Here is a 24,033-nt window from a genome sequence, read left to right as displayed (position 1 = left end):
CCAAACCAGTTATAGGAGCTGGCATCCATTTGAATAAGCTCCCCCTGATATTTCTTTCTAGGACGGCTAGGGTGACTTTTTTCGGGTAACTCCATTTGATCTTCGGCTCTTGGAACCAGTGGGTTATAAGACTCTTTTTTACCTTTCATTGATTTAGCTTTGATTCGAGCATTTATTTTCTTACGTGTTTTTCTTTGAGCCTTAGGTGATAGAATATCAGCTTGATATAAAATATGACGAATGGTCGTATCGGTGTAACAGATAGCATGATCCTCCTTCAAAATTTCAGTAAAATGCTTCACGTTAGGCTTTATCTTAAAACTTTGATAGAGCTCGATCACTTGTCTTTTTGTTTCCTCTGGCACGGCGTGCCTAGCTGCTTTTCCTCTGTTGCCGTGTGAAAAAACAGCTTTTCCTCCTTCTTGATAGTCTTGAATCAATCTGTTAACTTGCCTCATCGAGAGCCCAAGTTCAACACAAGCTCTCTTTTTTTCCTTTCTTTTTTCTGCCACAGCTTTTATTACTTTATATTTCTTATCTTCATTCATCGTTAGTATTATCCTTTTCATGATTTTATTTTATCATTTTGGGACATTTTATGCTTCGACCTACTTAGGACATTATCACGTTCGAACGATAAATTGTAAAACCGTGATATGGCGGTGTTGCGACTAGTTGTCATTTTTGGTAAAATAGTAAGGCTTGAATGAAACAACAATATTATAACGAAATGAGGAATCGTGGATGTCAGGACATTCGAAATGGAACAATATCCAAGGACGCAAAAATGCACAAGATTCTAAACGTGCTAAAGTTTTTCAAAAGTTATCGAGAGAAATCTATATGGCTGCAAAGAGTGGTGGACCTGACCCCAACGATAACCCTCAATTACGTTTGGTATTAGATAAAGCCAAATCTAACAATATGCCGAATGACAATGTTGAACGGGCGATTAAAAAAGCTTCCTCAGCGGGTGAAGGTGAAAACTACGATGAAATATCTTATGAAGGATATGGGCCAAATGGAATTGCCATTTTGGTTCACACTTTAACAGACAATTTAAACCGTACTGCCACCAATGTGAGAACGGCATTTAATAAAAATGGCGGATCATTAGGGGAAAAAGGTTCTGTTAGTTACATGTTTGACCGTAAAGGATACATTGCTATCGAACGTGAAGGTCTTGATGTGGATGAAGACACGATGATGATGAGTGTGTTAGAAGCTGGCGGTGAAGAACTGCAAACTTCAGAACCGGTTTTTGAAGTTTACACAGATCCGTCTGATGTGGCAGATGTGCGTGATGCTCTAGAAGCAGAAGGCTACACTTTAGCTCAAGCTGAAGTAACAATGGTCCCACAAATCTATATTGAATTGCCGGAAGATAAAAAAGAAACATTTGAACAATTGATCTCTAAACTTGAAGATGATGATGACGTTTCTGAAGTTTATCACAACGCTGAAATGGAATAAAAAAAAGATTCGCAACTCGAAAAAATTCGAGTTGCGATTTTTTTTTACGCTAAAAATGAAAAATCCAGCAATTGACCTATATTAAGGTAATACACCGTATGGGAGTAGAAGCCCTACAATAAAAAGCAAAATGACAACATGTAAACTCGTTTAGAGGGTCAATAGAAAGGAGGTTTTTTATGGAATTGGAAGAAATGGCTTCCGGAATGATCGTGAAAGCCCATTTTACAGGCGTAAGCGACATTCATATTTTACCGGAAGGAGAGGCTGTATTCTTGATTTATTTTAGGATTGGAGGAAATATGGTGCTTCATAAAACAGTCGAAGCCATGGAAGGAGAGCGATTAATTTCCTATTTTAAATACATTGCCAATATGGATGTAGGAGAAAGAAGGAGACCGCAGAGTGGGTCAGCTAATTTAGAAAATGAGTATGGGGTATGTGCGTTGCGCTTTTCAACAATCACCAACTACCGTGCCCAAGAAACGATGGTTATCCGGTTATTGAACCAAGTGAAGCAGCGATTGCTGCGAACGACTGCTTTTTTCCAGCAAGAAGTACAAGAAATTGAACGACTAGCTAAATTCAAAAGCGGTTTGCTGCTTTTTTCAGGTCCGGTTGGTTCAGGCAAAACCACTACGATGTATCAATTGATTCGAGAAAGTTCACAGAAGCATAAACAGCAGGTTATAACCGTCGAAGATCCTGTAGAGATAGAAGAGCCAAGCTTTTTGCAGTGTCAGGTCAATGAAAAAGCTGGAATCTCCTATTCGACTTTACTACGTTCCAGCTTGCGCCATCATCCGGATGTTTTGATCATTGGCGAAATACGCGATGAAGAAACGGCTAAAATGGCTATCAGAGGGGCTTTAACAGGACACCTAATTCTTGCCAGCATCCACGCGAAAAATGCCTTGGGGGTACTTTCTCGTTTGGAAGAGCTGGGCGTTTCTAAAGAACAGCTTCGGCAATCCCTATTAGGAATCGTATATCAAAAGTTAATCCCGCGTTATTGTCCGTTGTGTCAAGGAGATTGCCAATTAGCGTGCGGGCACTATAAAACGGAAAATAAACGTGCTGTATTGTATGAAGTGATGTCTAAACATCAACTGGATCAACCACAAAAGACAACAACGGCCAATCGAACGTTTAATCATTTATTGCGAAAGGCGACTGCATATGGATACGTCAGTGAAGAAAACTGCCAAAAATACCAGATTCCTTAAATCAAATCAAACAGCTATACAAGCCTCTTTTTTAATTAAATTGTCTACGCTGATTTCCGAAGGATTTGCGCTAAAAGAAGCTTTGCAATTCTTGGCCACCATCATGCCTAAAGAAGCCGAATGGATAACCATTATTCTCGTAGGCTTGGAAAAAGGAAAACGATTTGATGAAATGCTGAAACAATTGGATTTTTCAGAACGAATAACTGCTCAGATTTATTTATCTTTGGTTCATGGCCGTTTTGCTGAAGCGTTGCGGACGAGCGGAAAATACCTGGAAGAAAAGAGCCATCAAGAGAAGAAGCTGTTAAAACTGTTGCAATACCCCATTTTGCTACTTGGATTTATGACAGGAGTAGTACTGGTTATCCGCACCATATTGTTGCCTAATTTAATGCAGCTGGGTATAGGACAAAGCAAAGAACAGTCAATAGCAGCATTGCTTTCAATTGCATTTGTGCAATATTTTCCATACTTGGTTGCAGCCGTTCTTATAGCAGGGTTAGTTGTAGTCCTCCTGTTTTATGGTCATTTAGCGCAACAATCGGCTGTCAAAAGAGCAAAGATTTTAACGTCGATCCCATACTTTGGCAAGTTGATCCGATTGTACTACACGCATTATTTCAGCTATGAATGGAGTCAATTATTTAAAAGTGGTTTGCAATTAAATGAAATGATCAGCTTAATGCAGACACGCTCAACGACTAAATTAATGCAGGAAGTCGCTGTGAAAATAGAACAATCGTTGATGGAAGGGAAGAACTTTAAGGAATCCATGAATGATTTGCCTTTTTTTAATGAAGAACTAGGATTGATCGTCATGCATGGAGAAGCTACTAGTCAGTTAGGGAGTGAATTGGCAGTATATTCAGAAGACTGTAAGCAGCGTTTTACTGGAGCTATTGAGAAAAGTTTTTCGTACATCCAACCGCTTATTTTTATCCTTATTGCGTTAATTATTTTGTGCGTTTATTTAGCTTTGTTGTTACCTATGTATAGTTTATTTGAGGAGGGAATATTTTGAAAAACACGAAAGTACTATCCAATAAAGGGTTTACATTAATTGAAATGGTGATTGTTCTTTTTGTCATATCCGTGATCATGTTGTTAGTCATTCCTAATTTATCCAAAAGCAAAGATTCTATTGATTCAACAGGAAACGCCGCATTTGCGACTGTCGTCCAAACGCAATTGGATCTGTATCTTATGACGGAAGACTCGGCAGGATTGACAGACGCAAATACGTTTAATGTACTAGGGACTAAAAAATACTTGAATGATAACCAGGTAGAACAAGCAACTCAAACGTTGAAAGTAACCAATGGAGTGGTGACATTAAAAAAAGAGTAAAGGAGATAAGAGGATATGTTAAAAAATCAAAAAGGTTTTTTACTGCTGGAAAGTTTACTCGTATTGTCTATCGCTGCCAGCTTAGTGCTGATTCCTCAACTGATGTCTAGAAGTGCCACTGCTGCTATAGAAGGTGATCTATTTAAGCGGAATTTAGAAAGCAGTGTGACGGCGACCCATAACTATGCAGTATTGTCCGGAAAAATGACAAAGGTGGAACTTTTTCGGCAAAATCGAAAGATTACCTTTACTGTATTAGAAGATAAAAATCATCCATTCAATCATACCCTTTTTTTTCCTGAATCTGTATCTTCCCTAACCAATGCGATTGAAATTTATTTTCTTGGCGGAAGTGGAAACATCAAAAACTTAGATTCCATTACATTCAACATAAATGGAGAAAATACCAAATTAAAATTTCAATTAGGGAGCGGAAGGTATGATTGGGAATAAACAACTCGACCAAAAAGGATTTATGCTGTTGGAGGCTGTTATTTCTTGGCTGGTATTGGTGACATGCCTAATGATTTACATTCCTTTTTTAATGAATATGACATTGTCCATCAAAAACAGTAGAAATGAAGTAGAACTCACCAGAATTGGATACGAGCAAATCCAAAAAAGCCTCTTAGCTGAACCTATAGAAACAACATGGATAACCGCAGGAAAAACATATTACATTTCAGAACAAGAAGCGGGGCGATGGAAAGGAATTCGCGTCTATGAAAAGGAACAAGAATGGACCCTTCAAATGCTTTCTTTTACCAATACAACGGCTCAATAATAAAGGTTTTACTCTTCTTGAATCGATCATAGCGCTGCTTGTTTTTGCTCTTTGTTTTTCTTTGTTCTCTTTAGCCGTCAAACAAGTACAATCTATTCACAACGTGCAACAATCTGATCGTCAATTGGAATGGCATTTGTTTCTGAACCAATTTGAGTTTGATTTGAAAGAAAATCAACTCAAGGAAGTGACTAAAGAACAAGTAGTGTTCAACCAATATAGTGAAAAAACAGGTGTAACGGAGAAGGTTTCTTACAAACGAAAAGGACAAAAAATGATTCGTCAAGTAGACTCTCAAGGGTATCAGCCTATGTTGATGAAATTGCATACTCTAAACTTTAAGCTAAATGGGAAATTTTTAGTCATCCAAGTGGAATTTATGAATGGCGAAACCTATCAATCCCAAATCAATCTCAAAGACCATATCGAGGAGCCTAAAAATGAATGAAAAAGGTGCAATTCTGCCATCCATTATCGTATTTGTTTTTTTATTAGTTGTGATTTTATTGGGAAGCGTAAGTATTTACCACGATCAAATGCATCAATTGTTTGCTACCAAAGAATCTTATAATGCAAAAGGGATGTTACTGTTAACAGAAGAGGAATTGAGAATGAAGCTGAATAATTCAGAATGGATTGAAACAGGAAAGGCAACCTTTAAAAACGGAGAAGTGACAGTTAAAAAAATGTCGACTAATTTGTATCAATTAACAGCTGTTACCAATAAACAGTTTTCTATGACTAAACAAATGAAATATGTTGTTCCTAAAAAACAACTGGAGCAAAAAGAAGAAGCAAAATCAGTTGAAAGTGAAAGCATAGAAATAGAGAGACCAGTCAATCTGATAAATCAAATAGATGAAATGCAGAAAAATCAACTTATTCCATAAACAGTTCTTTGAGCAATCACAAATCAGATTGAGATGCGATTGCTCTTTTTTGTTTTCATTATTTGACTAAGCTATTGGTTTTTTAGCTGGCAAAAGTGGTGTATACTATACGTAGATGCAAAATTTAAGGAGTGATGCTCAGTGACACGATTGGATAATTTACGTAATGCTATGAGAGTAAAGGGGTTGGATGCCTTATTGATCACCAGTCCATTTAACTTGCGTTACATTTCTAACTTTACAGGAACAACAGGATTGAGCTTGGTTACATTAGACAAAGCTTATTTCGTAACGGACTTTAGATACACTCAACAAGCAGCTCATCAAGCGGTTGGTTTTGAGATCGTACAAAATTATGGTTCGATTTATGATGAAGTAGCTCGAATTGTCTCAAAAGACCAATTGAAAAAAGTGGGATTTGAAGAAAATTTTGTAACTTTTAGTTTACATCAATTATTAACCACTATCGTGACCAGTGAACTAGTGCCGGTAACAGGATTAGTAGAAGAGTTGCGTGAAGTAAAAGATGCAGATGAAATTGCTACAATCAAAAAAGCTTGTGAGATTGCTGACTCAGCCTTCCAATTTATCTTAGGAGAAGTTAAAACAGGAATGTCTGAAATTGAGGTAGCCAACAAGCTGGATTTCCACATGCGCGGTTTAGGAGCTACGGGAGTGTCTTTTGAGACTATTGTAGCTAGCGGTGTCCGTTCTTCTATGCCTCATGGAGTAGCTAGTGATAAATTGATTGAAATGGGCGACATGATCACGCTGGACTTTGGTTGCTATTACAATGGATATGTTTCAGACATGACGCGTACATTTGCTATTGGAGATCCAGGTCAAAAAATGAAAGATATTTATCAAATGGTGCTTGATGCACAATTGATGGTTTCTGAAGCTGCTAAACCAGGTGTGACAGGAGTTGAATTAGACGCCGTAGCACGCGATTATTTTGCTAAACGAGGAGTCGCTGAAGCATTCGGTCATTCAACTGGGCACGGAATTGGATTAGAGATTCATGAAGGTCCAAATGTGTCTCGTTTAGCTGAAAAAGCTTTTGTACCAGGTAATGTGATTACGAATGAACCAGGTCTTTATTTTCCTAATGTAGGCGGGGTTAGAATCGAAGATGACTTAGTCATTACGGAAACAGGAAACGAAATTATTGTCCACTCTCCTAAAGAGCTGATTATTCTTTAATAGTGTTCCGATTATTAATAGTCAGAACGCACAAAACATGGTAAACTTAAGTAGAATGACATTGGAGTGTAGGAGGAAAATATATGATTTCAGTTAATGACTTTAAAACAGGTTTAACCATCGAAGTAGACGGGGGCCTTTGGCGCGTCGTGGATTTCCAACATGTTAAACCAGGAAAAGGTGCAGCATTTGTACGTTCTAAACTAAAAAACTTACGTACTGGGGCAATGCAAGAAAAAACGTTCCGTGCTGGTGAAAAAGTAGGAAAAGCACAAATCAACAACCGTCGTATGCAATATTTATATGAAAATTCTGGGTCACATGTATTCATGGATACGGATAATTACGAACAAATCGAATTGCCAGGTGAATCTATTGAAGCTGAATTAAAATATTTGAAAGAAAATATGGAAGTTCAAGTAATCATGTATGAAACAGAAACACTAGGTGTTGAATTGCCGAACACGGTTGAATTAAAAGTTGTTGAAACAGAACCAGGGATTCGCGGAGATACTTCTTCAGGTGGGACTAAACCAGCAACATTGGAAACAGGAGCAACAGTTAACGTACCTTTCTTTGTCAACGTAGACGATGTTTTAATCGTCAATACACAAGACGGATCATACGTTTCCAGAGCTTAACAAACTGCTGAATGGATGCATTTAACCGTTAAGAACAGAATGAGGAGGGATCTTATGGCTCAAGAATCAATACTTGCTGTAAACGATACTAAAGGATCATTGGGTGAGATCGAAGTCGCTCCAGAAGTTATTGAAGTGATTTCAGGTATCGCCGCTAATGAAGTCGATGGAGTCTATGCCATGCATGGAAAATTGGCCTCAGGCGTTACAGAATTATTTGGTCGTGTTAACCATAAAAAAGGGGTTCATTTGACACAAGATGAAGAAGGATTGAAAGTCGATATTTACTGCTATTTTAAATACGGCGTATCTGTACCTTCTGTGGCACTTGAAATCCAGAGCAAAGTACGGGATCAATTACTGCAAATGACAGACATTGAATTGAATGAAGTAAATGTTCATATTGTCGGTATAGTTCCAGAAAAATCAGCAATGAATGATTTATTAAATATAATGGATGAAGACGGTGAAGAAGAGTGAGTTTGACAAGACGTGAAATAAGAGAAAAAGCGTTGCAATCACTTTTTCAACTTTCCGCAAATAAAGATCTATCCAAAGAAATTGCTATGCGAGAAGCCCTGATCAACAACAATGACGGTAGTGAAGAAATAGAAGAAGTTTCTATTCCGACTTACTTAAATGAATTGGTGTCGGGTGTGATCGAACAGCAACAAGTGATTGATGAAAAGATTGACGCTCATTTAACAAATTGGTCGATTAAGCGTTTGGCGAAAACAGATTTATTAGTCATGCGAATTGCTGTTTATGAAATGTTGTTTGTTGACGATGTACCGAACAAGGTAGCTTTGAATGAAGCATTGGAAGTTATCAAGTTGTATAGTGATGAAAAATCACGGAAATTTGTAAATGGTATTTTATCAAATATGGTAAACGAAGAAAAAGAGGACTAGTCCTCTTTTTTTTTGTATTCTACTAGTTGGATAAAAAACGAGGCTCATAGGATAAAGGAACTGTTAACCGATTTATCTTGCAAAAAGAGCGTGTTTTTTAGACAATAAAGGTAAGTTGAGTTAAAAGGAGAGGTTAATGTGAAAATTAAGTTATTGGAACCCTTGCGTGTACCGGATGAAATGATTGAAGATTTGTCTCGCCCCCTTAAAGACCTTGGGCATGATTTTGAATATTACAATGAAAAAACGACAAACACGACTGAATTGGTCAAACGAAGCCGTGATGCGGATATTGTAATGATCGCGAATAATCCTTATCCTGCAGAAGTGATTGAAGCTGCAGAACAGTTGCAATTGATCAATGTGGCATTTACTGGGGTCGATCATGTAGACAAAGACGCTGCAAAAGCTAAAGAGATCAAGATCGCAAACGCAGCCGGTTATTCAAACCAAGCAGTAGCAGAATTGGTCATCGGTTTAACATTAGATGTCTATCGAGGCATCACTCAAGGAAATGCCGATATCCGGAAAAATGATTTTCCTGGTCCTTTTCAAGGTAATGAAATCAAAGGCAAAACAGTGGGAATCATCGGGACTGGTAAAATTGGGACAATGACGGCGAAGTTGTTTAAAGCTTTCGGAGCCCAGTTAATTGGATACAATCGTTCAGAACATAAAGAAGCAAAAGAACTGGGACTTGAATACGTAGAGTTGGAAACACTGATGCAGCAAAGTGATATTATTTCAGTTCATTTGCCACTGAATGACGAAACAAAAGGAATTGTCTCTAAGGAGATGTTGTCTAAAATGAAATCTTCTGCAATCCTAGTGAATTGCGCTCGAGGCCCCATTATAGACAATAAGGCTTTAGCAGAACTGCTCAATGCAGGGGAAATCGCTGGAGCTGGAATCGACGTATTCGATATGGAACCGCCTCTACCGGCAGATTACCCTTTATTAGAAGCTGAAAATACGGTTTTAGCACCTCATGTTGGTTATCTAACAGATGAGGCGATGATATCAAGAGCTTACATTGCGTTTGAAAATACATTAGCTTTTGTCAAGGGCGAGCCGCAAAATATTGTCCAAGAATAACTAAGGAAGCACTCTAAAAACGAATGAAAGACCGGTGGAAGCAACAGACTCTTCATGAAGGAGTTTGTTGCTTCTTTTTTAAGAAACCATTAGATTTTTATTCAAATAAGAAAGAGTCTGGGACAAACGCCAGCGAAGTGATATATAATAAAAACGAATTTACATTTATAAGGAGCGGGAATATGTATCTAAGCATTCTAGAAACTGCAGAATACCTTCAATTACCAGTCAATGAAATTCATCGATTGATACGTGAAAAACAAGTCCGAGTGGTTCGGATAGACAATGAAACACTCCTAAACAAGGAACAGTTCGATCTTTTTTTGAAGGCACGTGAAAAAAAGAAAGCAGAAATAGAAGAGTATCTGAACACGCCTTTGCCTGAGGACCCAGATATCAAAGATGAAGATTAAAATCCCCACATGAAAGAGAAGTGTCCAGATTTGAACAGAATAGCTATCATTGGAATGGGTGCTGCAGGAGTCAGCGTTTTAAATGCCCTAGCAAGAAATACGTCTTATCACCAAGATCAAATTATGCTGTATGACCAGTCTAAAACATTTGGTACAGGGATACCTTATCAATCTGACTCAGAATGGTTATTGATCAATCAAACTGCCGATACCATGAGTCTGGATTCAGAAGATCCATTAGATTTTGTAAAATGGGCTGAACAGAAAAAAGGCATCCAAAATGGGCAGAAAGTATTCTTTCCGCGTCCATGGTTTGGAGACTACATGCAAGAGAAATTAGCTTCAGCTGTACAAGTCGTTCACCCCAAAATCACTCAAGAGCTGGTGACTGATTTTGATGTGCAAGAAGACGGCACCTATTTAGTACAAACAAGTACGACAACAGAAGTTTATGATGCTGTTCATTTATGTATCGGCCATTTACCTTATCAAGATCCATATCATCTGCTTCATAACAAAAAATACATTCACAATCCGTACCCGGTCAAAGAAAAATTAGCAGATATTCCAAGCGAATCTCGTATTGGTATAATTGGTACTGGACTAACAGGAATTGATTTGATGCGCTACCTTAAACACCAAGATAAAGGATATTCTGTGCACATTTTTTCTCGATACAATCAATTTTCATTGTATCGGGGCTATGAGCCAGAAATAACATTAACCCATTTGACAGTAGAAAATGTGCAACAAGCCAAAGCTCAACACAACGGCTTCGTTCCATTAAAGCAGATGATAGAATGGTTCTATTTAGAAGGTAAGGACAAGCAGGTTGATTTTGATGACTTACGAACAAGTTTTTCAAAAGGAACTAAAGAACAATTGGAAAGACAATTGCGTAATGATAAGGGTATCGGAATGCTGCAAGCTATTATCCATAAAATGGACGCTCATCTCGCAGATTTTATGCAAGTTTTAACAGAAGCAGATAAAGAAATCTTTTACTCCGAGTATGAACCCCTGTTTAAACACTTCAGGACGCCGATGCCAAAAGAGTCCTTGAAAGAATTGCTCCAATGGTGGAACTCTGGAGAAATCGACGTATGGGAAAGAATGCAGTCGGTTGAGGTAGATGCAGCTAAGTTCAAAGTGCTGGTCGCAGACGATGAAACAGTCGAAGTGGATTATTTAGTAAATGCTACCGGGCATGATATGAATGTTAAATCCTCTATGTATCAATCTGACTTGATGAATCAGTTAATTGAGAAACAAATCATAGAGCCAGAACGATTTGGCGGTGTGAAAGTCATTTGGCCTAGTGCAGAAGCGATCAGCCAACGATTTGGCATTCTGGAACGTTTATTTATTCATGGACAGCTTATTCAAGGGATACAATATGGAAACAATGCGCATTTATTGATGCAAAAGGCTTATCAGGTGGTCAATATCGATGCAAAGGAACAGATGAAAATCAAAAACTAGTAAAAAAGGAAGGAATAACAGGGCTAATCGACACGCTGTTATTTCTTTTCTTTTAGATAAAAAATCCTTAACTATTTTATGAGATGTGGCAGTTTTAGGGTAAATTAAAAGAGAAACTATGATAGACTGTAAATAGATAAACTGACTAAAGAGGTGATAGGATATGGTTGCAACCGTAATGAGTGGTAAATTATTATCCGATGAATTAAATGAAGAAATGCAGGTAGAAGTCCTCAAATTAAGAGAAAAAGGCCTGGTACCTGGTTTGGCTGTAGTGTTGATTGGAGACGATTCGGCTAGCCAGACTTATGTCAAAAACAAAGAGAAACGAGCAAAAAAACTAGGGATTCATTCTACAGTGGAAAGATATCCTGCAACGATTTCAGAAGTAGAATTATTGCGAGTTATCGATCGGTTGAACAAGGACGTTCATTTTCACGGCATATTGGTTCAGCTTCCTTTACCGAAGCACATTGATTCAACAAAAGTACTGGATGCGATTGACCCAGCTAAAGACGTAGACGGATTTCATCCCATTAATATGGGAAAACTGTTTATTGGCCAACCAGACCGGATTCCATGTACCCCATACGGCATTATGAAGTTATTGCAACGTTACAGCATCGATGTAGCGGGTAAAAATGCGGTCATTATTGGTCGCAGCAATATAGTCGGTAAACCTATGGCCCAGTTGTTGTTAATGAAAAATGCAACAGTTACGATAGCTCATTCAAAAACCAAAGATTTAGCTGCGTTAGCCAGCACGGCTGATATACTGGTTGTAGCTATTGGGCGTGGTCACATGATTACCAAAGAGTTTGTTAAGCCGGGTGCCGTAGTCATTGATGTAGGAATGAACCGTGACGAAAATGGCAAATTGATCGGTGACGTAAAAAGTGATGAAGTCCAAGAGGTGGCTGGTTTCCTTACACCTGTACCAAAAGGTGTAGGCCCAATGACTATAACGATGCTGATGTATCAGACTATCGAAAGCGCCAAAGCTACATTAACCGCGCAAGGCAAATTATAGGAGCAGTGAACGCATGACAAATGATTATTTAACCGTCTCCGCTTTAACCAAATACATCAAGCGCAAATTTGATTCGGATCCTTATTTGGAACGGGTCTACTTAACAGGAGAAATATCCAATTTCCGTAATCGACCGGGACACCAATATTTTAGCTTAAAAGACAATAATGCCGTTATTTCGGCTACGATGTTTAAATCGGCTTATCAACGTTTGAAATTCACTCCTGAAGAAGGAATGAAAGTGTTGGTTATTGGACGGATCTCCCTTTATTCTGAGCAAGGAAGATATCAAATTTACATTGAACACATGGAACCAGATGGAGTCGGGGCTTTATACCAAGCTTTAGAAGAAATGAAAAAGAAACTTAAACAAGAGGGGTTATTTGATGCACCAAAAAAATTGATCCCAACTTTCCCAAAACGGATTGCTGTTGTAACGAGTCCTAGTGGAGCCGTTATTCGAGACATTATGACGACCGTCAAAAGACGCTTTCCCATTGCAGAATTGGTGTTGTTTCCCACAAAAGTTCAAGGAAAACAAGCTGCTGATACAATTGTGGAAAGTATCCGTCAAGTCGAAGCCAAAGGGGATTTTGATACGTTGATTATTGCCCGAGGTGGAGGATCGATAGAAGATTTGTGGCCGTTTAACGAAGAAAAAGTCGCTCGTGCTATTTTTGCGGCTCAAACGCCTGTCATTTCATCGGTTGGACATGAAACGGATACCACTATTGCAGATTTAGTGGCAGATGTGCGTGCAGCTACGCCAACAGCAGCAGCGGAATTAGCCGTGCCGCAATTGACAGAAGAAATTGTGAAAATTGAACAGGTTTACTTACGTTTATTGAAAGGCTACCAACGCAAAGTAGAACGTGCTGACGAGCGTTTGAAACATAGCTTGAACTCTTATGTATTTAGACAGCCACAACGTTTATACGAGGGGTACACGCAGAATGTAGACATGTTAAGCGAACGCTTGGGTCGTGTGATGACTGAAAAAGTTACACTGTACCAACAAGACTTAAAATTATTTACCGTGCAATTGCAGACAGCTAATCCCAAAAATTTGGTTCGAAAAAATGAAGAATCACTAGAACAATTAAATCATCAATTACATCAAGAAATAACACGGTACATGGATATGCAAAAGCAACGATTGGATTATGGAATTCAATCATTGGATTATTTAAGTCCTTTAAAAATTATGCACCGTGGATACAGCTATGTCTTGAAAGAGGACAATATCGTCAAGGATGCCCAAGGTGTACAGTTAGGAGATACAGTGGACATTCACCTGTCAAAAGGAACGTTAAAAGCAACAGTAACTGAAAAAACGGAGGATTCAAATGACTAAAAAAGAAACGGCAAGTGAATTAGAAAACTTAAAATTTGAAGAAGCAATGCAACAATTGGAGCAAATCGTAGCTCAACTAGAACAAGGAGATGTTCCTTTAGAAGAAGCTTTAGATCAGTTCCAAAAAGGGGTTGCTTTGAGTAAATATTGTAAAGATAAGTTAGAAAATGCAGAAAAAACGTTAACGAAGATCGTGAATGAGAACGGTGAAGAAACGATATTCGATCAAGAGTTAGACGCCAATTAAGAAAGGAAGATAACTCGTATGGAATTTAGTGTATTCAAAAAAGAAGAAGCCCTTAAAGTAGAAGAACATATGTTGGACTGGTTAAACAAAACACAAACAACTAAAGGAACTTTGTATGAGTCTATGAAATATTCCTTGGCAGCAGGTGGTAAAAGAATTCGTCCCATGCTTTTATTGGCAGTAATCAAATCTTTGGATGGAAAAATTGAGAAGGGTTATGATACTGCAGCTGCTTTAGAATATGTTCACACTTACTCATTGATCCATGATGATTTGCCCGCAATGGATAATGATGAATTGCGTAGAGGAAAGCTGACCAATCATATTGTATTTGGAGAAGCCGTAGCCATTTTGGCTGGAGATGCTTTGTTGACGCAGTCATTTGAAATTATCGGCAAGAGCGATATTACAATGGAACAAAAAGTAGCCTTGACTGTTGCTTTAGCTCAAACTTCAGGACCAAACGGCATGGTAGCCGGGCAAGTAGAAGATATTGAAGGTGAAGGCAAATCTTTGTCTTTAGCTGATCTGAAAGCAGTTCATCGCAAAAAAACGGGTGAACTGATTCATTTTGCTGTTTTTGCGGGATGTATCTTAGCAGATGCTCCAGTCAAAATTCAAGAACAGTTGACTCAATTTGCAGAACATTTCGGTCTGGCTTTTCAAATACGCGATGATATTTTAGATGTTATTGGAAATGTAGAAGAACTGGGGAAAAATACTGGACAAGACGAACAGCATAGTAAGAGCACATATCCCCATTTAATGACATTGCCTGGCGCAAAACAAGCATTGGATAACGAGTTGAATGCTGCTGTGAGCATTTTGGGAGAAGTGAAGAATAGTTACCATACAGAAGATAAAAATATTGATATGACTTTATTGACTGATATGGTTGATTCGTTGAGGATTATGAATGAATAAGGAGACTAAATGAAAAAAGAACGGGCGGATAAGTTGCTTGTGCAACAAGGATTTGCAGAGTCAATAGACAAAGCACAACGCATGATCATGACAGGTAAAGTCATTACTGATAAAAATGAACGAATTGATACGGCTGGAGAAAAAGTCCCTTTAAATACGACTTTTAGAATCAAAGGTGCTCAAATGAAATATGTCAGCCGCGGCGGATATAAATTGGAAAAAGCGATGGATATCTTTAATGTGGACCTTAAAGATAAAATCTTGTTGGACATTGGTTCATCTACAGGCGGATTTACGGATGCTGCCTTACAGTACGGAGCGAAGTTGAGTTATGCTTTAGATGTTGGAACGAATCAATTAGCTTGGAAATTGCGTCAAGATCCTCGCGTAGTGGTTATGGAACAGACTAACTTCAGGTATAGCCAAGCAAAAGATTTCACATATGGGAAACCCAATGTAGCCTCAATTGATGTCTCCTTTATTTCTTTAAAGCTGATTTTACCTGTATTAAAAGAAATTATCTGTGAAGATGGAGACGTGCTGGCTTTGATCAAGCCGCAATTTGAAGCAGAACGAGAAGAAGTTGGAGAAAAAGGCATCATTCGCAGCCAAGTCACTCATCAGAAGGTCTTGGAAGACATTCTGATGTTTGCTACAGAAACGGGATATGATGTTGCTGGATTGGATTTTTCGCCAATTACAGGTGGTGAAGGGAACGTAGAGTTTTTAGCACATCTGAAATCTGTTTCTCGAGATAAAGGAGAAATGAGTCCCACCGTTGATATTCAACGAACCATTCAACGAGCTTACGCAACGTTTTTAAGTTGATCTCTATTTAAAATCTATTGAATCTTTATAAAGGATTTTGCTTGGTTATATGCAAAATCCTTTTTTAAAAAATGGAGATACTAAATTATTTTTAAGAAAAAGTGTATGTTCAAAATAGGCGTTATTTTATTTTGATTCTACTGTTAAATGAGCGGTATCTGCAAATTTTGCTTTCTAATTTGGAATAAGTAAGATAGAATGAAGTTAAAAATCAGCACTTAATTTGCATAAGATGAGGTGGATAAGTATGAAGAAAAAAGATCGTCATCGGCTGTTAAAAGAAATCATTGAAGAACGTGTAATAGAAAAACAAGAAGATTTTGTGCGTATATTACATGAAAAAGATATTGAAGTAACTCAAGCTACAATCTCTCGAGATATTAAAGAATTGCATCTGATCAAAGTGCCTGCACCAGCTGGAGGTTACCGGTATAGTCTTCCACCGGATATGAATTATGATACATCAAAAAAACTCGAACATTTATTGCAAGATGCTTTTATTTCAATAGACTATCAAGATTATTTTATTATGATTCATACTATTCCAGGAAATGCTTTTGCTTTAGGTGCGCTGGTAGACGCTTCAAATTTTGAAGGGGTCTTTGGTACTATTGCTGGCGATGATACATTGCTGGTGATCTGCCGCTCCTCAGCAGACGCTTTAAATTTAAAAGAGCATATCATTCAATTAATTTGACTACTAGAGAGGTCTTTTGGAGGTAGTGAATGTGTTACAAGAATTAGCGATTAAAAACTTTGCTATTATTCACGATTTGACGTTAAGTTTTGAAAAAGGCATGACAGTTCTGACAGGGGAAACTGGAGCTGGTAAATCCATTATTATTGATGCTGTCGGATTGATAGCAGGTGGAAGAGGTTCGAGTGAATTTATCCGTCATGGTGCAGAAAAATGTACTTTAGAGGGACAATTTGCAGTAGAAAAGAATCCGGCAACTCATGCCTTATTGGATAAATATCAAATCGAAATAGAAGAAGAAACAATTGTTGTACAAAGAGACATTCATCGCAATGGTCGTAATGTGTGCCGTGTGAATGGACATTTGGTAAATATTAGTACTTTGCGCGAAATTGGTGAAAGTTTGATTGATATTCATGGTCAAAGCGAACATCAAGAATTGATGCATGCAGAAAGACATTTAAATATGTTGGATCAGTTTGGAGATAGTGAATTGATTCAACTGAAAAACGCGTATGAAGCTACTTATAAAGAGTACAAAGAAATAGAAAAGAGTTTTTTAAACAATCAATCAAGTGAGCAGGAATTGGCTCAACGTGTAGATATGCTTCGTTTTCAAACAAATGAAATCGAAATGGCTGAACTAACTATTGGTGAAGATACTACACTGGAAGAAGAAAAAAATTTATTGTCTAATTACCAAAAAATCGTTGCATCTCTTAGTTCAGCTTATGAAGCTTTGCAAGGGGAAGAGTATGGTGGAGTTGATTTGATTGGGAATGCGATGTCAGCTTTAGAGACGATCGAAGATATAGATAGTACTTACAAGCGTATTTCAGAAGCCATTTCAAGCAGTTATTTCCAACTGCAAGAAGCAGCTAGCGATATTTTAAAAGAACAAGATGATTTGGCGTATGATGAAAATCGCTTAAACGATATTGAAAAACGGCTGGAAATCATTCACCAGTTAAAGCGGAAATATGGTGAGTCGATAGAGGAAATCTTAGCGCATTATGAAGACGTATCGATCGAACTAGAGAATATCTTAAATAGAGAAACGCATATTTCGCAATTGATTGAAAAATTAGCAGCGTTAAAACAAACTTTACTGAAGCAAGGAAAAAAATTGTCTCAAAAGAGAAAAGAAACAGCAGCAAAATTGCAGACGGCTATTCAAGAACAGCTAAAAGAATTGTATATGGATAAAGTACAATTTGAAGCTCATTTTCTGAACTCGGATTCGAAAGAAACCATGATCTATGAAACAGGGATAGATCATGTGGAATTCTATATAGCGACTAACTTGGGTGAACCATTAAAACCTTTGGCTCGAGTAGCTTCAGGCGGAGAACTATCTCGTGTGATGTTAGCGTTAAAAACAGTCTTTTCGAAATCGCAAGGAATCACGAGTATTATATTTGATGAGGTAGATACGGGTGTAAGTGGACGTGTGGCTCAAGCAATAGCAAATAAAATCTACCGAGTAGCGATTAACTCTCAAGTACTCTGTATCACGCATCTTCCACAAGTAGCAGCCATGGCAGACAATCATTTGTACATTTCAAAAGCTGTTGTGGAGGATCGCACAGAAACAAGTGTCAGCAAATTAAAAGATGCTCAACAAATTAATGAATTAGCTCGTATGTTAGCCGGAACAGAAATTACTAAGCTAACTATGGAACACGCCAAAGAACTAAAAGAACTCGCGTACAAGGAAAAGAGAGTGAAGTAAGGCGTTTAGCTTTCCGTACAAAACAGCCCATACGAAAGTTAGGTGCACTTTACCTAACATTCGTATGGGCTGTTTTGGGAGTGAGAGCTGCCTTACGCAACTCGTCTAAGAGCAGAGAGAGAAGTACGGCGTTTAGTCCATCGAACATAACAACTCACCTAACAGTTAAGCGTCTTTCCTAACAGTTGGGGGTTATATAACTCGTCTAAGGAATTGAAGTATCGGTGTTATCATTCACAATATTTTTCAAATCAAATACTAAAGAAACGAGCTGAAACAGTTAGTTTCAACTCGCTTTTTTAGGTTAAACAAAATTCATTAATGTGTAAAGAACGGATAAGAGACCTGAACCTAACATTGCAAATAGAATGATGACAATGAAAAATTTAAGACCTTTTTTTTGTTTTTTTGAATTCTTATGATTGTTCACGCAGATTTTCCCTCACTTTCATACGTGTTTTGTCTAGTTTACAATATGCAGATCTATTTTTACAAGTTACTTTACAAAATCTTTAGAAATAATCATTCTTTTTCATCCAATAAGCTGTCACAGCTGCTAGAAGAACCGTTGCAAAAAGGAGGATCCAAAAGCCGAAAGGAGACTGTTCAAAAGGAACAGGTACGTTCATCCCCCAAAGCGAACCGATGATTGTTGGAATGGTTAAAATAAAGGTTATAGAAGTTAAAAATTTTACAATGATATTTAAGTTATTGGAAATCACTGATGAGAAGGTGCTGCTTAACTGATTTAGTAATTTATCCGTTTTAGCAGCCATGACTTCGGCTTGATAGTTTTCTACCATAACGTCACGTAATAAATCTTCATCTTTTGCTTTTTTTGTAAAGTTTTCTAACTCTTTCAACCGCGAAATAACAGGATGATTGCTGTTTAAAGCACTGTCTAAGAAAACAAGACTTTTTTGTAATTCCATCAGGTCAAATAAGTGTTGGGATTTAGAAGATTTCTTTAGTTGTACTTCCAAGTCTTCCGTAGCTTCGTTTATTTCTTTTAAATAAGTAATAAATAACGAGGCTATCACCATAGAAACCTTCAAGACAAATTCGAAATTGGTATCGCAATCTCCTATCTTATCTGAATCTGGTTCCATAAAAAGAGTTAAAAATTCTGGAGTTTCATTCGTCGCAGTAATAAGTGTATCATTTGTTAAAATAATGGACAGAGGACGAGTGATATATTCCGTTAAATTTAATCGGTTTTTTATTTTTTTGGGATATAAAAGTACAATCAGACTAGGTGTATCGTCGTAACTTGGATCTAATTTTTCGTAACGAGAAACCTCGTCGTTATCAAAAGCTCCAGTTAAATAATCTATAGGAAAATCATATAGATTCACTAAATTGTTTAACTCAGCCTCATTTGCTCCGGTAACATGGATCCACGTAGAGCGAGTATTATCTGGATCAGGATTTGGTACCGTATTGCCATTTTCGTCTTGCTTAAAATATTCAATCATGAGTTCACCGCCGTATTTGACATAATAATGTTGCTTCTTTTCTTCTATTGTACCCGATATTCGAGGAAAATGGGGATTAATACATGTTTATTAAAGATTTTTAGAAAATCGAATAAATGAAAACGAATAATGTGACTTTAATAATTTGTGATTGTCTGCTAAAATTGATAATGAAACGTAAGGCTTCAAAAATAGGACTTTATTTGCTTTGAAGGGAGAATGTAATACATGAGTAAACAACAAATCGGTGTTGTAGGAATGGCCGTAATGGGAAAAAATTTAGCATTGAATATTGAAAGCAGAGGCTATTCTGTTTCAATCTACAATCGTACTACTGCCAAATCAGAAGCAGTGATCGAGGAAAACCCAGATAAAAAATTGGTACTGACTAAATCAATAGAAGAATTTGTCGATTCTTTAGAAACTCCAAGACGTATCGTTTTAATGGTACAAGCTGGAAAAGGGACAGATTTAGTGATCCAATCATTATTACCTCATTTGGACAAAGGGGACGTATTGGTTGATGGAGGAAATACTTTTTTCAAAGACACTATCCGTCGCAGCGAAGAATTAGCTGAATCTGGAATCAACTTTATCGGAACAGGAGTATCCGGTGGAGAAGAAGGTGCCCTTAAAGGACCAGCAATCATGCCAGGTGGTCAAAAAGAAGCTTACGATTTAGTAGCTCCAATTTTGGAACAAATCGCTGCTAAAGCACCAAGTGACGGCGAACCTTGTGTAGCTTACATCGGGCCAAACGGAGCAGGACATTATGTAAAAATGGTGCATAACGGAATCGAATACGGAGATATGCAATTAATTGCTGAATCTTACCACTTATTACGTGAAGTCGTTGGTTTATCTGTTGAAGAAATCGCAGAAGTTTTCAGAGAATGGAACCAAGGCGAATTGGATAGTTTCTTAATCGAAATTACTGCTGATGCGTTAACGAAAAAAGATCCTGAAACAGGCAAGCCGATGGTCGAAATTATTTTAGATCGTGCTGGAAACAAAGGTACTGGTAAATGGACTTCTCAAAGTGCATTGGACTTAGGTGTTCCGCTTCCATTGATTACAGAATCTGTATTCGCTCGTTACATTTCTGCACTGAAGAGTGAACGTGTGGAAGCAAGCAAAGTATTGCCGAAACCAGCCGCTTATTCATTTGATGGCGATAAAAAAGAATTGGTTGAAAAAATTCGTCAAGCATTGTACTTTAGTAAAATCATGAGCTATGCTCAAGGATTTGCACAAATGCGTACAGCAAGTGAAGAATATGATTGGAACTTGCAATACGGGGAAATTGCGAAAATTTTCCGTGCTGGTTGTATCATCCGTGCTCGTTTCTTGCAAGAAATAACAGATGCATACGATCGTAAACCTGAATTGAAAAACTTGGTACTGGATGAATACTTCATGGACATTACCAAAAATTACCAAGATGCTGTTCGTGATGTGATCGGAATTGCTGTTAAATCAGGTGTTCCAATCCCTACATTCTCTTCAGCAATTGCTTATTATGATTCCTACCGTAGCGAGAATCTACCCGCTAATATTATCCAAGCTCAACGTGATTACTTTGGTGCACACACTTATGAACGTAAAGACAAAGAAGGTACTTTCCACTTTGATTGGTACGGGGATAAAGGCCAAGAACAACTGTAACAGTAAAAAACTTTTTATAGCAGAACCTATTAATGTAAAGACAGGATTAGGACAAAAAGTTCTAATCCTGTCTTTACGAGCGTCTAAATTGACGGGGAAAGAATAGTTGGTCGGTCCATCAGCAGGAAGTCCTTCTCTATGCTCTCTTTAGACAGGCTGTGTCAAATATTTTTTCATTTTTGGATTAAACAAGAGACTCCATCACCATTCGCTAAATAATTTGAGACTTTGGAAAGTTGTTGTTCTCATTTTATTCTAATTTATGGTAAAATGGTAAAAGAGAAATGAGAAATTCATTGAGAAGTTTAAATAATCGTGCTATTGTAACAATGGCGTGTCAACGGATATGGATAAAAAAAGGAGCGAAATTACCTCTATGAGTAAAGTATTGATTATTGAAGATGAAAAGAATTTAGCTAGATTTGTGGAACTTGAATTGAAACATGAAGGTTACGAAACCGATGTACGTTACGATGGTCGTAATGGTCTAGAAGCTGCATTAGATGAAAAAGAACATTGGGATGTCATTTTGCTTGATGTTATGTTGCCTGAATTGAATGGGATCGATGTTTGTCGCCGTATTCGTCAAGTCAGCAATGTACCTATCATTATGATGACAGCACGTGATTCGGTTATTGACAGAGTTTCTGGATTAGACCACGGAGCAGATGACTACATTGTAAAACCTTTTGCAATTGAAGAATTATTAGCTCGTTTACGGGCTTTATTGCGTCGTATCGATATTGAAGGCGAACAAAATATGACCAAACAAACTACGGTCAGCTATCGCGACCTTGTTGTTGAAAAAGAAAATCGTATCGTTCGCAGAGGCGAAGAAGCTATTGAATTGACTAAACGTGAATATGAATTGATTTTAGAATTGATGGAAAACGTAAACGTTGTGTTATCAAGAGATGTTTTGCTGAATAAAGTTTGGGGATATGAAACAGAAGTAGAAACAAATGTAGTAGATGTTTACATTCGTTATTTGCGGAATAAACTGGATGTTCCAGGACATGAAAGTTATATTCAAACAGTGCGCGGAACAGGCTATGTGATGCGTTCGTGAGAGACTTCCTTAATAATAGGAACAAAGAAGCAAAGACATCTAAGCGGATTTCTCTAAAATGGAAATGGTCCATTATCGTAGCAATAGCTATTTTTCTGACGTACATGATATTTTCTGTTACCATCTTTTTCAGTTTTAGGCAGATTATGCTGAGTCAAGAAGATGAAAATGTAAAAGATGTTATTACAGGTGTAACGAATCGGCTAAATATTGAATCAGATGTATTAACCAAAGCGACGGTCTATCAAGCGCTAAGTCCTACGTACACACCCGCTGCTTCTGAAGTAGATGGGAACTTTGATCAGCGTAATCTGTTGATTGGTCCATCAGGAAATTACGAAGACACCCTCTATGCCGAGATGAGTGAAGAAGGTGTCGTTGTACGTATTTATAGTCCTACATCAAGGTTATTGTTTGAGTCTAAACCGAGTGATGTTTCGTTCGAACCAAAATCAAAATTAACCGTTAATTTGATTGATATCAATGGCAAAGAAGGAATAGCTGGAATTGCACCCATCTATTCCAGCCAAAACGGAATTTTGATTGGGTATTTGCACGTGACAAATGCACTACAAGATTATCATGATATGTCTGATCAAATTATTTCGGCTGTGTTTTTGATTGGAATATTTGCGTTTCTTTTTAGTGGCGTTACGGGATTCTTATTGGCGAGCAGATTTTTAAAACCTATAAAAACGATGACCAACACTATGAACGATATTCGCAAAGATACTCAATCACAATCTCGTATTCCTGTATCGGATACAAATGATGAACTGGCTTATTTATCAACAGTTTTTAACGATATGTTGGATAAAATGCAGCAGTATATTGAACAACAAAAACAATTTGTAGAGGATGTTTCTCACGAACTGCGGACTCCTGTGGCGGTTATGGAAGGTCATTTGAAACTATTGAACCGTTGGGGCAAGGAAGATCCTGAAATATTGGATGAATCCCTTTTAGCCTCCTTGCAAGAGATAGGGAGAATGAAGACACTGGTTCAAGAAATGTTGGATTTATCCCGTGCAGAACAAGTGGAGATTCATTACAAAAATGAAAAAACACCGATCAAGCAAGTGGTTCATCAAAATTTCAACAACTTTAAAATGATCCATCCTGATTTTGTTTTTAATTTAGATGATGATGTAGACGAAGAAATATACGTTTCCATTTACCGCAATCACTTAGAACAAATTCTCATTATATTACTAGACAATGCCGTTAAATATTCGACTGACAGGAATGAAGTGCATATATCTATTGCTTCGGATGATAAGTTCGTTCATGTAGCGATCCAAGATTTCGGAGAAGGCATGACACCTGAAGATGCGGATAAAATCTTTAATCGTTTTTACCGAGTAGATAAAGCCAGAAGTCGCCATAAAGGCGGAAATGGTTTAGGTTTATCTATTGCTAAAGAATTATTGTTGGGGTATAAAGGCAATATTTCAGTAGACAGTGTATTAAACCATGGTTCTATTTTTAGAATTACATTACCTATTTATAAAGAAACAGATAAACTAAACGGATAAACTGAATCA

Annotated in this window: 27 protein-coding genes; 25 read left to right on the top strand and 2 right to left on the bottom strand. The window is 37.6% G+C overall.

What is annotated here, in order from left to right; genetic code table 11:
• Window positions 1–548, bottom strand: a 548-nt coding sequence (locus ACEN4I_RS05045) for a helix-turn-helix domain-containing protein (protein WP_407102207.1), incomplete at its 3' end; no start/stop codon positions are given.
• Window positions 549–744: 196 nt separating this feature from the next.
• Between ACEN4I_RS05045 and ACEN4I_RS05040 the strand changes: the two genes are divergently transcribed.
• The 22 genes from ACEN4I_RS05040 (at window position 745) to recN (ending at window position 18,280) form a co-directional block, all read left to right on the top strand.
• Complete coding sequence (locus ACEN4I_RS05040; RefSeq protein WP_407102208.1) at window positions 745–1,473, top strand: YebC/PmpR family DNA-binding transcriptional regulator; 729 nt, start codon at window positions 745–747, stop codon at window positions 1,471–1,473.
• Window positions 1,474–1,652: 179 nt separating this feature from the next.
• Window positions 1,653–2,699 (top strand): competence type IV pilus ATPase ComGA, encoded by a 1,047-nt coding sequence (gene comGA / locus ACEN4I_RS05035; RefSeq protein ID WP_407102209.1) that lies wholly within the window; start codon window positions 1,653–1,655, stop codon window positions 2,697–2,699.
• Window positions 2,653–3,723 carry a competence type IV pilus assembly protein ComGB gene (comGB, locus tag ACEN4I_RS05030; RefSeq protein WP_407102210.1) on the top strand — a complete coding sequence of 357 codons (1,071 nt, stop codon included), beginning with the start codon at window positions 2,653–2,655 and terminating at the stop codon, window positions 3,721–3,723. The genes comGA and comGB overlap by 47 nt, the downstream gene beginning before the upstream one ends.
• Window positions 3,720–4,049: a competence type IV pilus major pilin ComGC gene (comGC, locus tag ACEN4I_RS05025; protein ID WP_407095661.1), complete on the top strand. Its 330-nt coding sequence runs from the start codon at window positions 3,720–3,722 to the stop codon at window positions 4,047–4,049. The genes comGB and comGC overlap by 4 nt, the downstream gene beginning before the upstream one ends.
• A 15-nt stretch (window positions 4,050–4,064) precedes the next feature.
• The gene (comGD, locus tag ACEN4I_RS05020; protein ID WP_407102211.1) at window positions 4,065–4,502 is read left to right on the top strand and encodes a competence type IV pilus minor pilin ComGD; all 438 of its coding nucleotides are present in this window, start codon (window positions 4,065–4,067) and stop codon (window positions 4,500–4,502) included.
• Window positions 4,489–4,833, top strand: coding sequence for a hypothetical protein (locus tag ACEN4I_RS05015; protein WP_407095663.1), 345 nt, complete (start codon window positions 4,489–4,491; stop codon window positions 4,831–4,833). Before comGD ends, ACEN4I_RS05015 begins: the two co-directional genes overlap by 14 nt.
• Window positions 4,772–5,281, top strand: a complete 510-nt coding sequence (gene comGF, locus ACEN4I_RS05010; RefSeq protein ID WP_407095664.1) for a competence type IV pilus minor pilin ComGF — start codon at window positions 4,772–4,774, stop codon at window positions 5,279–5,281. Before ACEN4I_RS05015 ends, comGF begins: the two co-directional genes overlap by 62 nt.
• On the top strand, window positions 5,274–5,723 hold the full coding sequence (locus tag ACEN4I_RS05005) for a hypothetical protein (RefSeq protein ID WP_407102212.1): 450 nt from the start codon (window positions 5,274–5,276) through the stop codon (window positions 5,721–5,723). The genes comGF and ACEN4I_RS05005 overlap by 8 nt, the downstream gene beginning before the upstream one ends.
• Before the next feature lie 141 nt (window positions 5,724–5,864).
• A complete protein-coding gene (locus ACEN4I_RS05000; protein WP_407102213.1) occupies window positions 5,865–6,926 on the top strand; it encodes a M24 family metallopeptidase in 1,062 nt (353 codons plus the stop codon).
• 83 nt (window positions 6,927–7,009) lie between these two features.
• Complete coding sequence (gene efp / locus ACEN4I_RS04995) at window positions 7,010–7,567, top strand: elongation factor P (protein WP_407095667.1); 558 nt, start codon at window positions 7,010–7,012, stop codon at window positions 7,565–7,567.
• 54 nt (window positions 7,568–7,621) lie between these two features.
• The gene (locus tag ACEN4I_RS04990; RefSeq protein ID WP_407095668.1) at window positions 7,622–8,047 is read left to right on the top strand and encodes an Asp23/Gls24 family envelope stress response protein; all 426 of its coding nucleotides are present in this window, start codon (window positions 7,622–7,624) and stop codon (window positions 8,045–8,047) included.
• Window positions 8,044–8,478, top strand: coding sequence for a transcription antitermination factor NusB (gene nusB / locus ACEN4I_RS04985; RefSeq protein WP_407095669.1), 435 nt, complete (start codon window positions 8,044–8,046; stop codon window positions 8,476–8,478). The genes ACEN4I_RS04990 and nusB overlap by 4 nt, the downstream gene beginning before the upstream one ends.
• Window positions 8,479–8,616: 138 nt before the next feature.
• Entirely contained in the window at window positions 8,617–9,573 is a 957-nt protein-coding gene (locus ACEN4I_RS04980) for a 2-hydroxyacid dehydrogenase (protein ID WP_407102214.1), read from the top strand.
• Window positions 9,574–9,755: 182 nt separating this feature from the next.
• A complete protein-coding gene (locus ACEN4I_RS04975) occupies window positions 9,756–9,986 on the top strand; it encodes a helix-turn-helix domain-containing protein (RefSeq protein ID WP_407095671.1) in 231 nt (76 codons plus the stop codon).
• 30 nt (window positions 9,987–10,016) lie between these two features.
• Window positions 10,017–11,468 carry an FAD/NAD(P)-binding protein gene (locus ACEN4I_RS04970; protein WP_407102215.1) on the top strand — a complete coding sequence of 484 codons (1,452 nt, stop codon included), beginning with the start codon at window positions 10,017–10,019 and terminating at the stop codon, window positions 11,466–11,468.
• A 163-nt stretch (window positions 11,469–11,631) separates the two neighbouring features.
• A complete protein-coding gene (folD, locus tag ACEN4I_RS04965) occupies window positions 11,632–12,498 on the top strand; it encodes a bifunctional methylenetetrahydrofolate dehydrogenase/methenyltetrahydrofolate cyclohydrolase FolD (RefSeq protein WP_407095673.1) in 867 nt (288 codons plus the stop codon).
• 13 nt (window positions 12,499–12,511) lie between these two features.
• The gene (gene xseA / locus ACEN4I_RS04960) at window positions 12,512–13,852 is read left to right on the top strand and encodes an exodeoxyribonuclease VII large subunit (RefSeq protein WP_407095674.1); all 1,341 of its coding nucleotides are present in this window, start codon (window positions 12,512–12,514) and stop codon (window positions 13,850–13,852) included.
• On the top strand, window positions 13,845–14,099 hold the full coding sequence (locus ACEN4I_RS04955) for an exodeoxyribonuclease VII small subunit (protein ID WP_407102216.1): 255 nt from the start codon (window positions 13,845–13,847) through the stop codon (window positions 14,097–14,099). Before xseA ends, ACEN4I_RS04955 begins: the two co-directional genes overlap by 8 nt.
• Before the next feature lie 18 nt (window positions 14,100–14,117).
• Entirely contained in the window at window positions 14,118–15,023 is a 906-nt protein-coding gene (locus ACEN4I_RS04950; protein ID WP_407102218.1) for a polyprenyl synthetase family protein, read from the top strand.
• A gap of 9 nt (window positions 15,024–15,032) precedes the next feature.
• Window positions 15,033–15,851: a TlyA family RNA methyltransferase gene (locus ACEN4I_RS04945; protein WP_407095677.1), complete on the top strand. Its 819-nt coding sequence runs from the start codon at window positions 15,033–15,035 to the stop codon at window positions 15,849–15,851.
• A gap of 247 nt (window positions 15,852–16,098) precedes the next feature.
• Window positions 16,099–16,548: an arginine repressor gene (gene argR / locus ACEN4I_RS04940; RefSeq protein WP_407095678.1), complete on the top strand. Its 450-nt coding sequence runs from the start codon at window positions 16,099–16,101 to the stop codon at window positions 16,546–16,548.
• A gap of 31 nt (window positions 16,549–16,579) precedes the next feature.
• On the top strand, window positions 16,580–18,280 hold the full coding sequence (recN, locus tag ACEN4I_RS04935; protein WP_407102219.1) for a DNA repair protein RecN: 1,701 nt from the start codon (window positions 16,580–16,582) through the stop codon (window positions 18,278–18,280).
• A 512-nt stretch (window positions 18,281–18,792) separates the two neighbouring features.
• On the opposite strand, the gene ACEN4I_RS04930 is transcribed toward recN, so the two are convergent.
• Window positions 18,793–19,755: a magnesium transporter CorA family protein gene (locus ACEN4I_RS04930; protein WP_407095680.1), complete on the bottom strand. Its 963-nt coding sequence runs from the start codon at window positions 19,753–19,755 to the stop codon at window positions 18,793–18,795.
• Window positions 19,756–19,983: 228 nt separating this feature from the next.
• On the opposite strand from ACEN4I_RS04930, the gene gndA reads away from it, so the two are divergent.
• The 3 genes from gndA to ACEN4I_RS04915 all read left to right on the top strand — a co-directional run bounded on the left by gndA (window position 19,984) and on the right by ACEN4I_RS04915 (window position 24,024).
• Window positions 19,984–21,420 carry an NADP-dependent phosphogluconate dehydrogenase gene (gene gndA / locus ACEN4I_RS04925; protein ID WP_407095681.1) on the top strand — a complete coding sequence of 479 codons (1,437 nt, stop codon included), beginning with the start codon at window positions 19,984–19,986 and terminating at the stop codon, window positions 21,418–21,420.
• A gap of 376 nt (window positions 21,421–21,796) precedes the next feature.
• Window positions 21,797–22,489 carry a response regulator transcription factor gene (locus ACEN4I_RS04920; protein ID WP_204210399.1) on the top strand — a complete coding sequence of 231 codons (693 nt, stop codon included), beginning with the start codon at window positions 21,797–21,799 and terminating at the stop codon, window positions 22,487–22,489.
• A gap of 146 nt (window positions 22,490–22,635) precedes the next feature.
• A complete protein-coding gene (locus ACEN4I_RS04915) occupies window positions 22,636–24,024 on the top strand; it encodes an ATP-binding protein (protein ID WP_407095682.1) in 1,389 nt (462 codons plus the stop codon).
• Window positions 24,025–24,033 lie beyond the last annotated feature (9 nt).

This window comes from Desemzia sp. FAM 23990 (assembly GCF_045528485.1).
In the GTDB taxonomy this organism is placed as follows: domain Bacteria; phylum Bacillota; class Bacilli; order Lactobacillales; family Carnobacteriaceae; genus Desemzia.
Note: the sequence above shows the minus strand (reverse complement) of the source record. Positions and strands in the feature narration are given on the sequence as shown.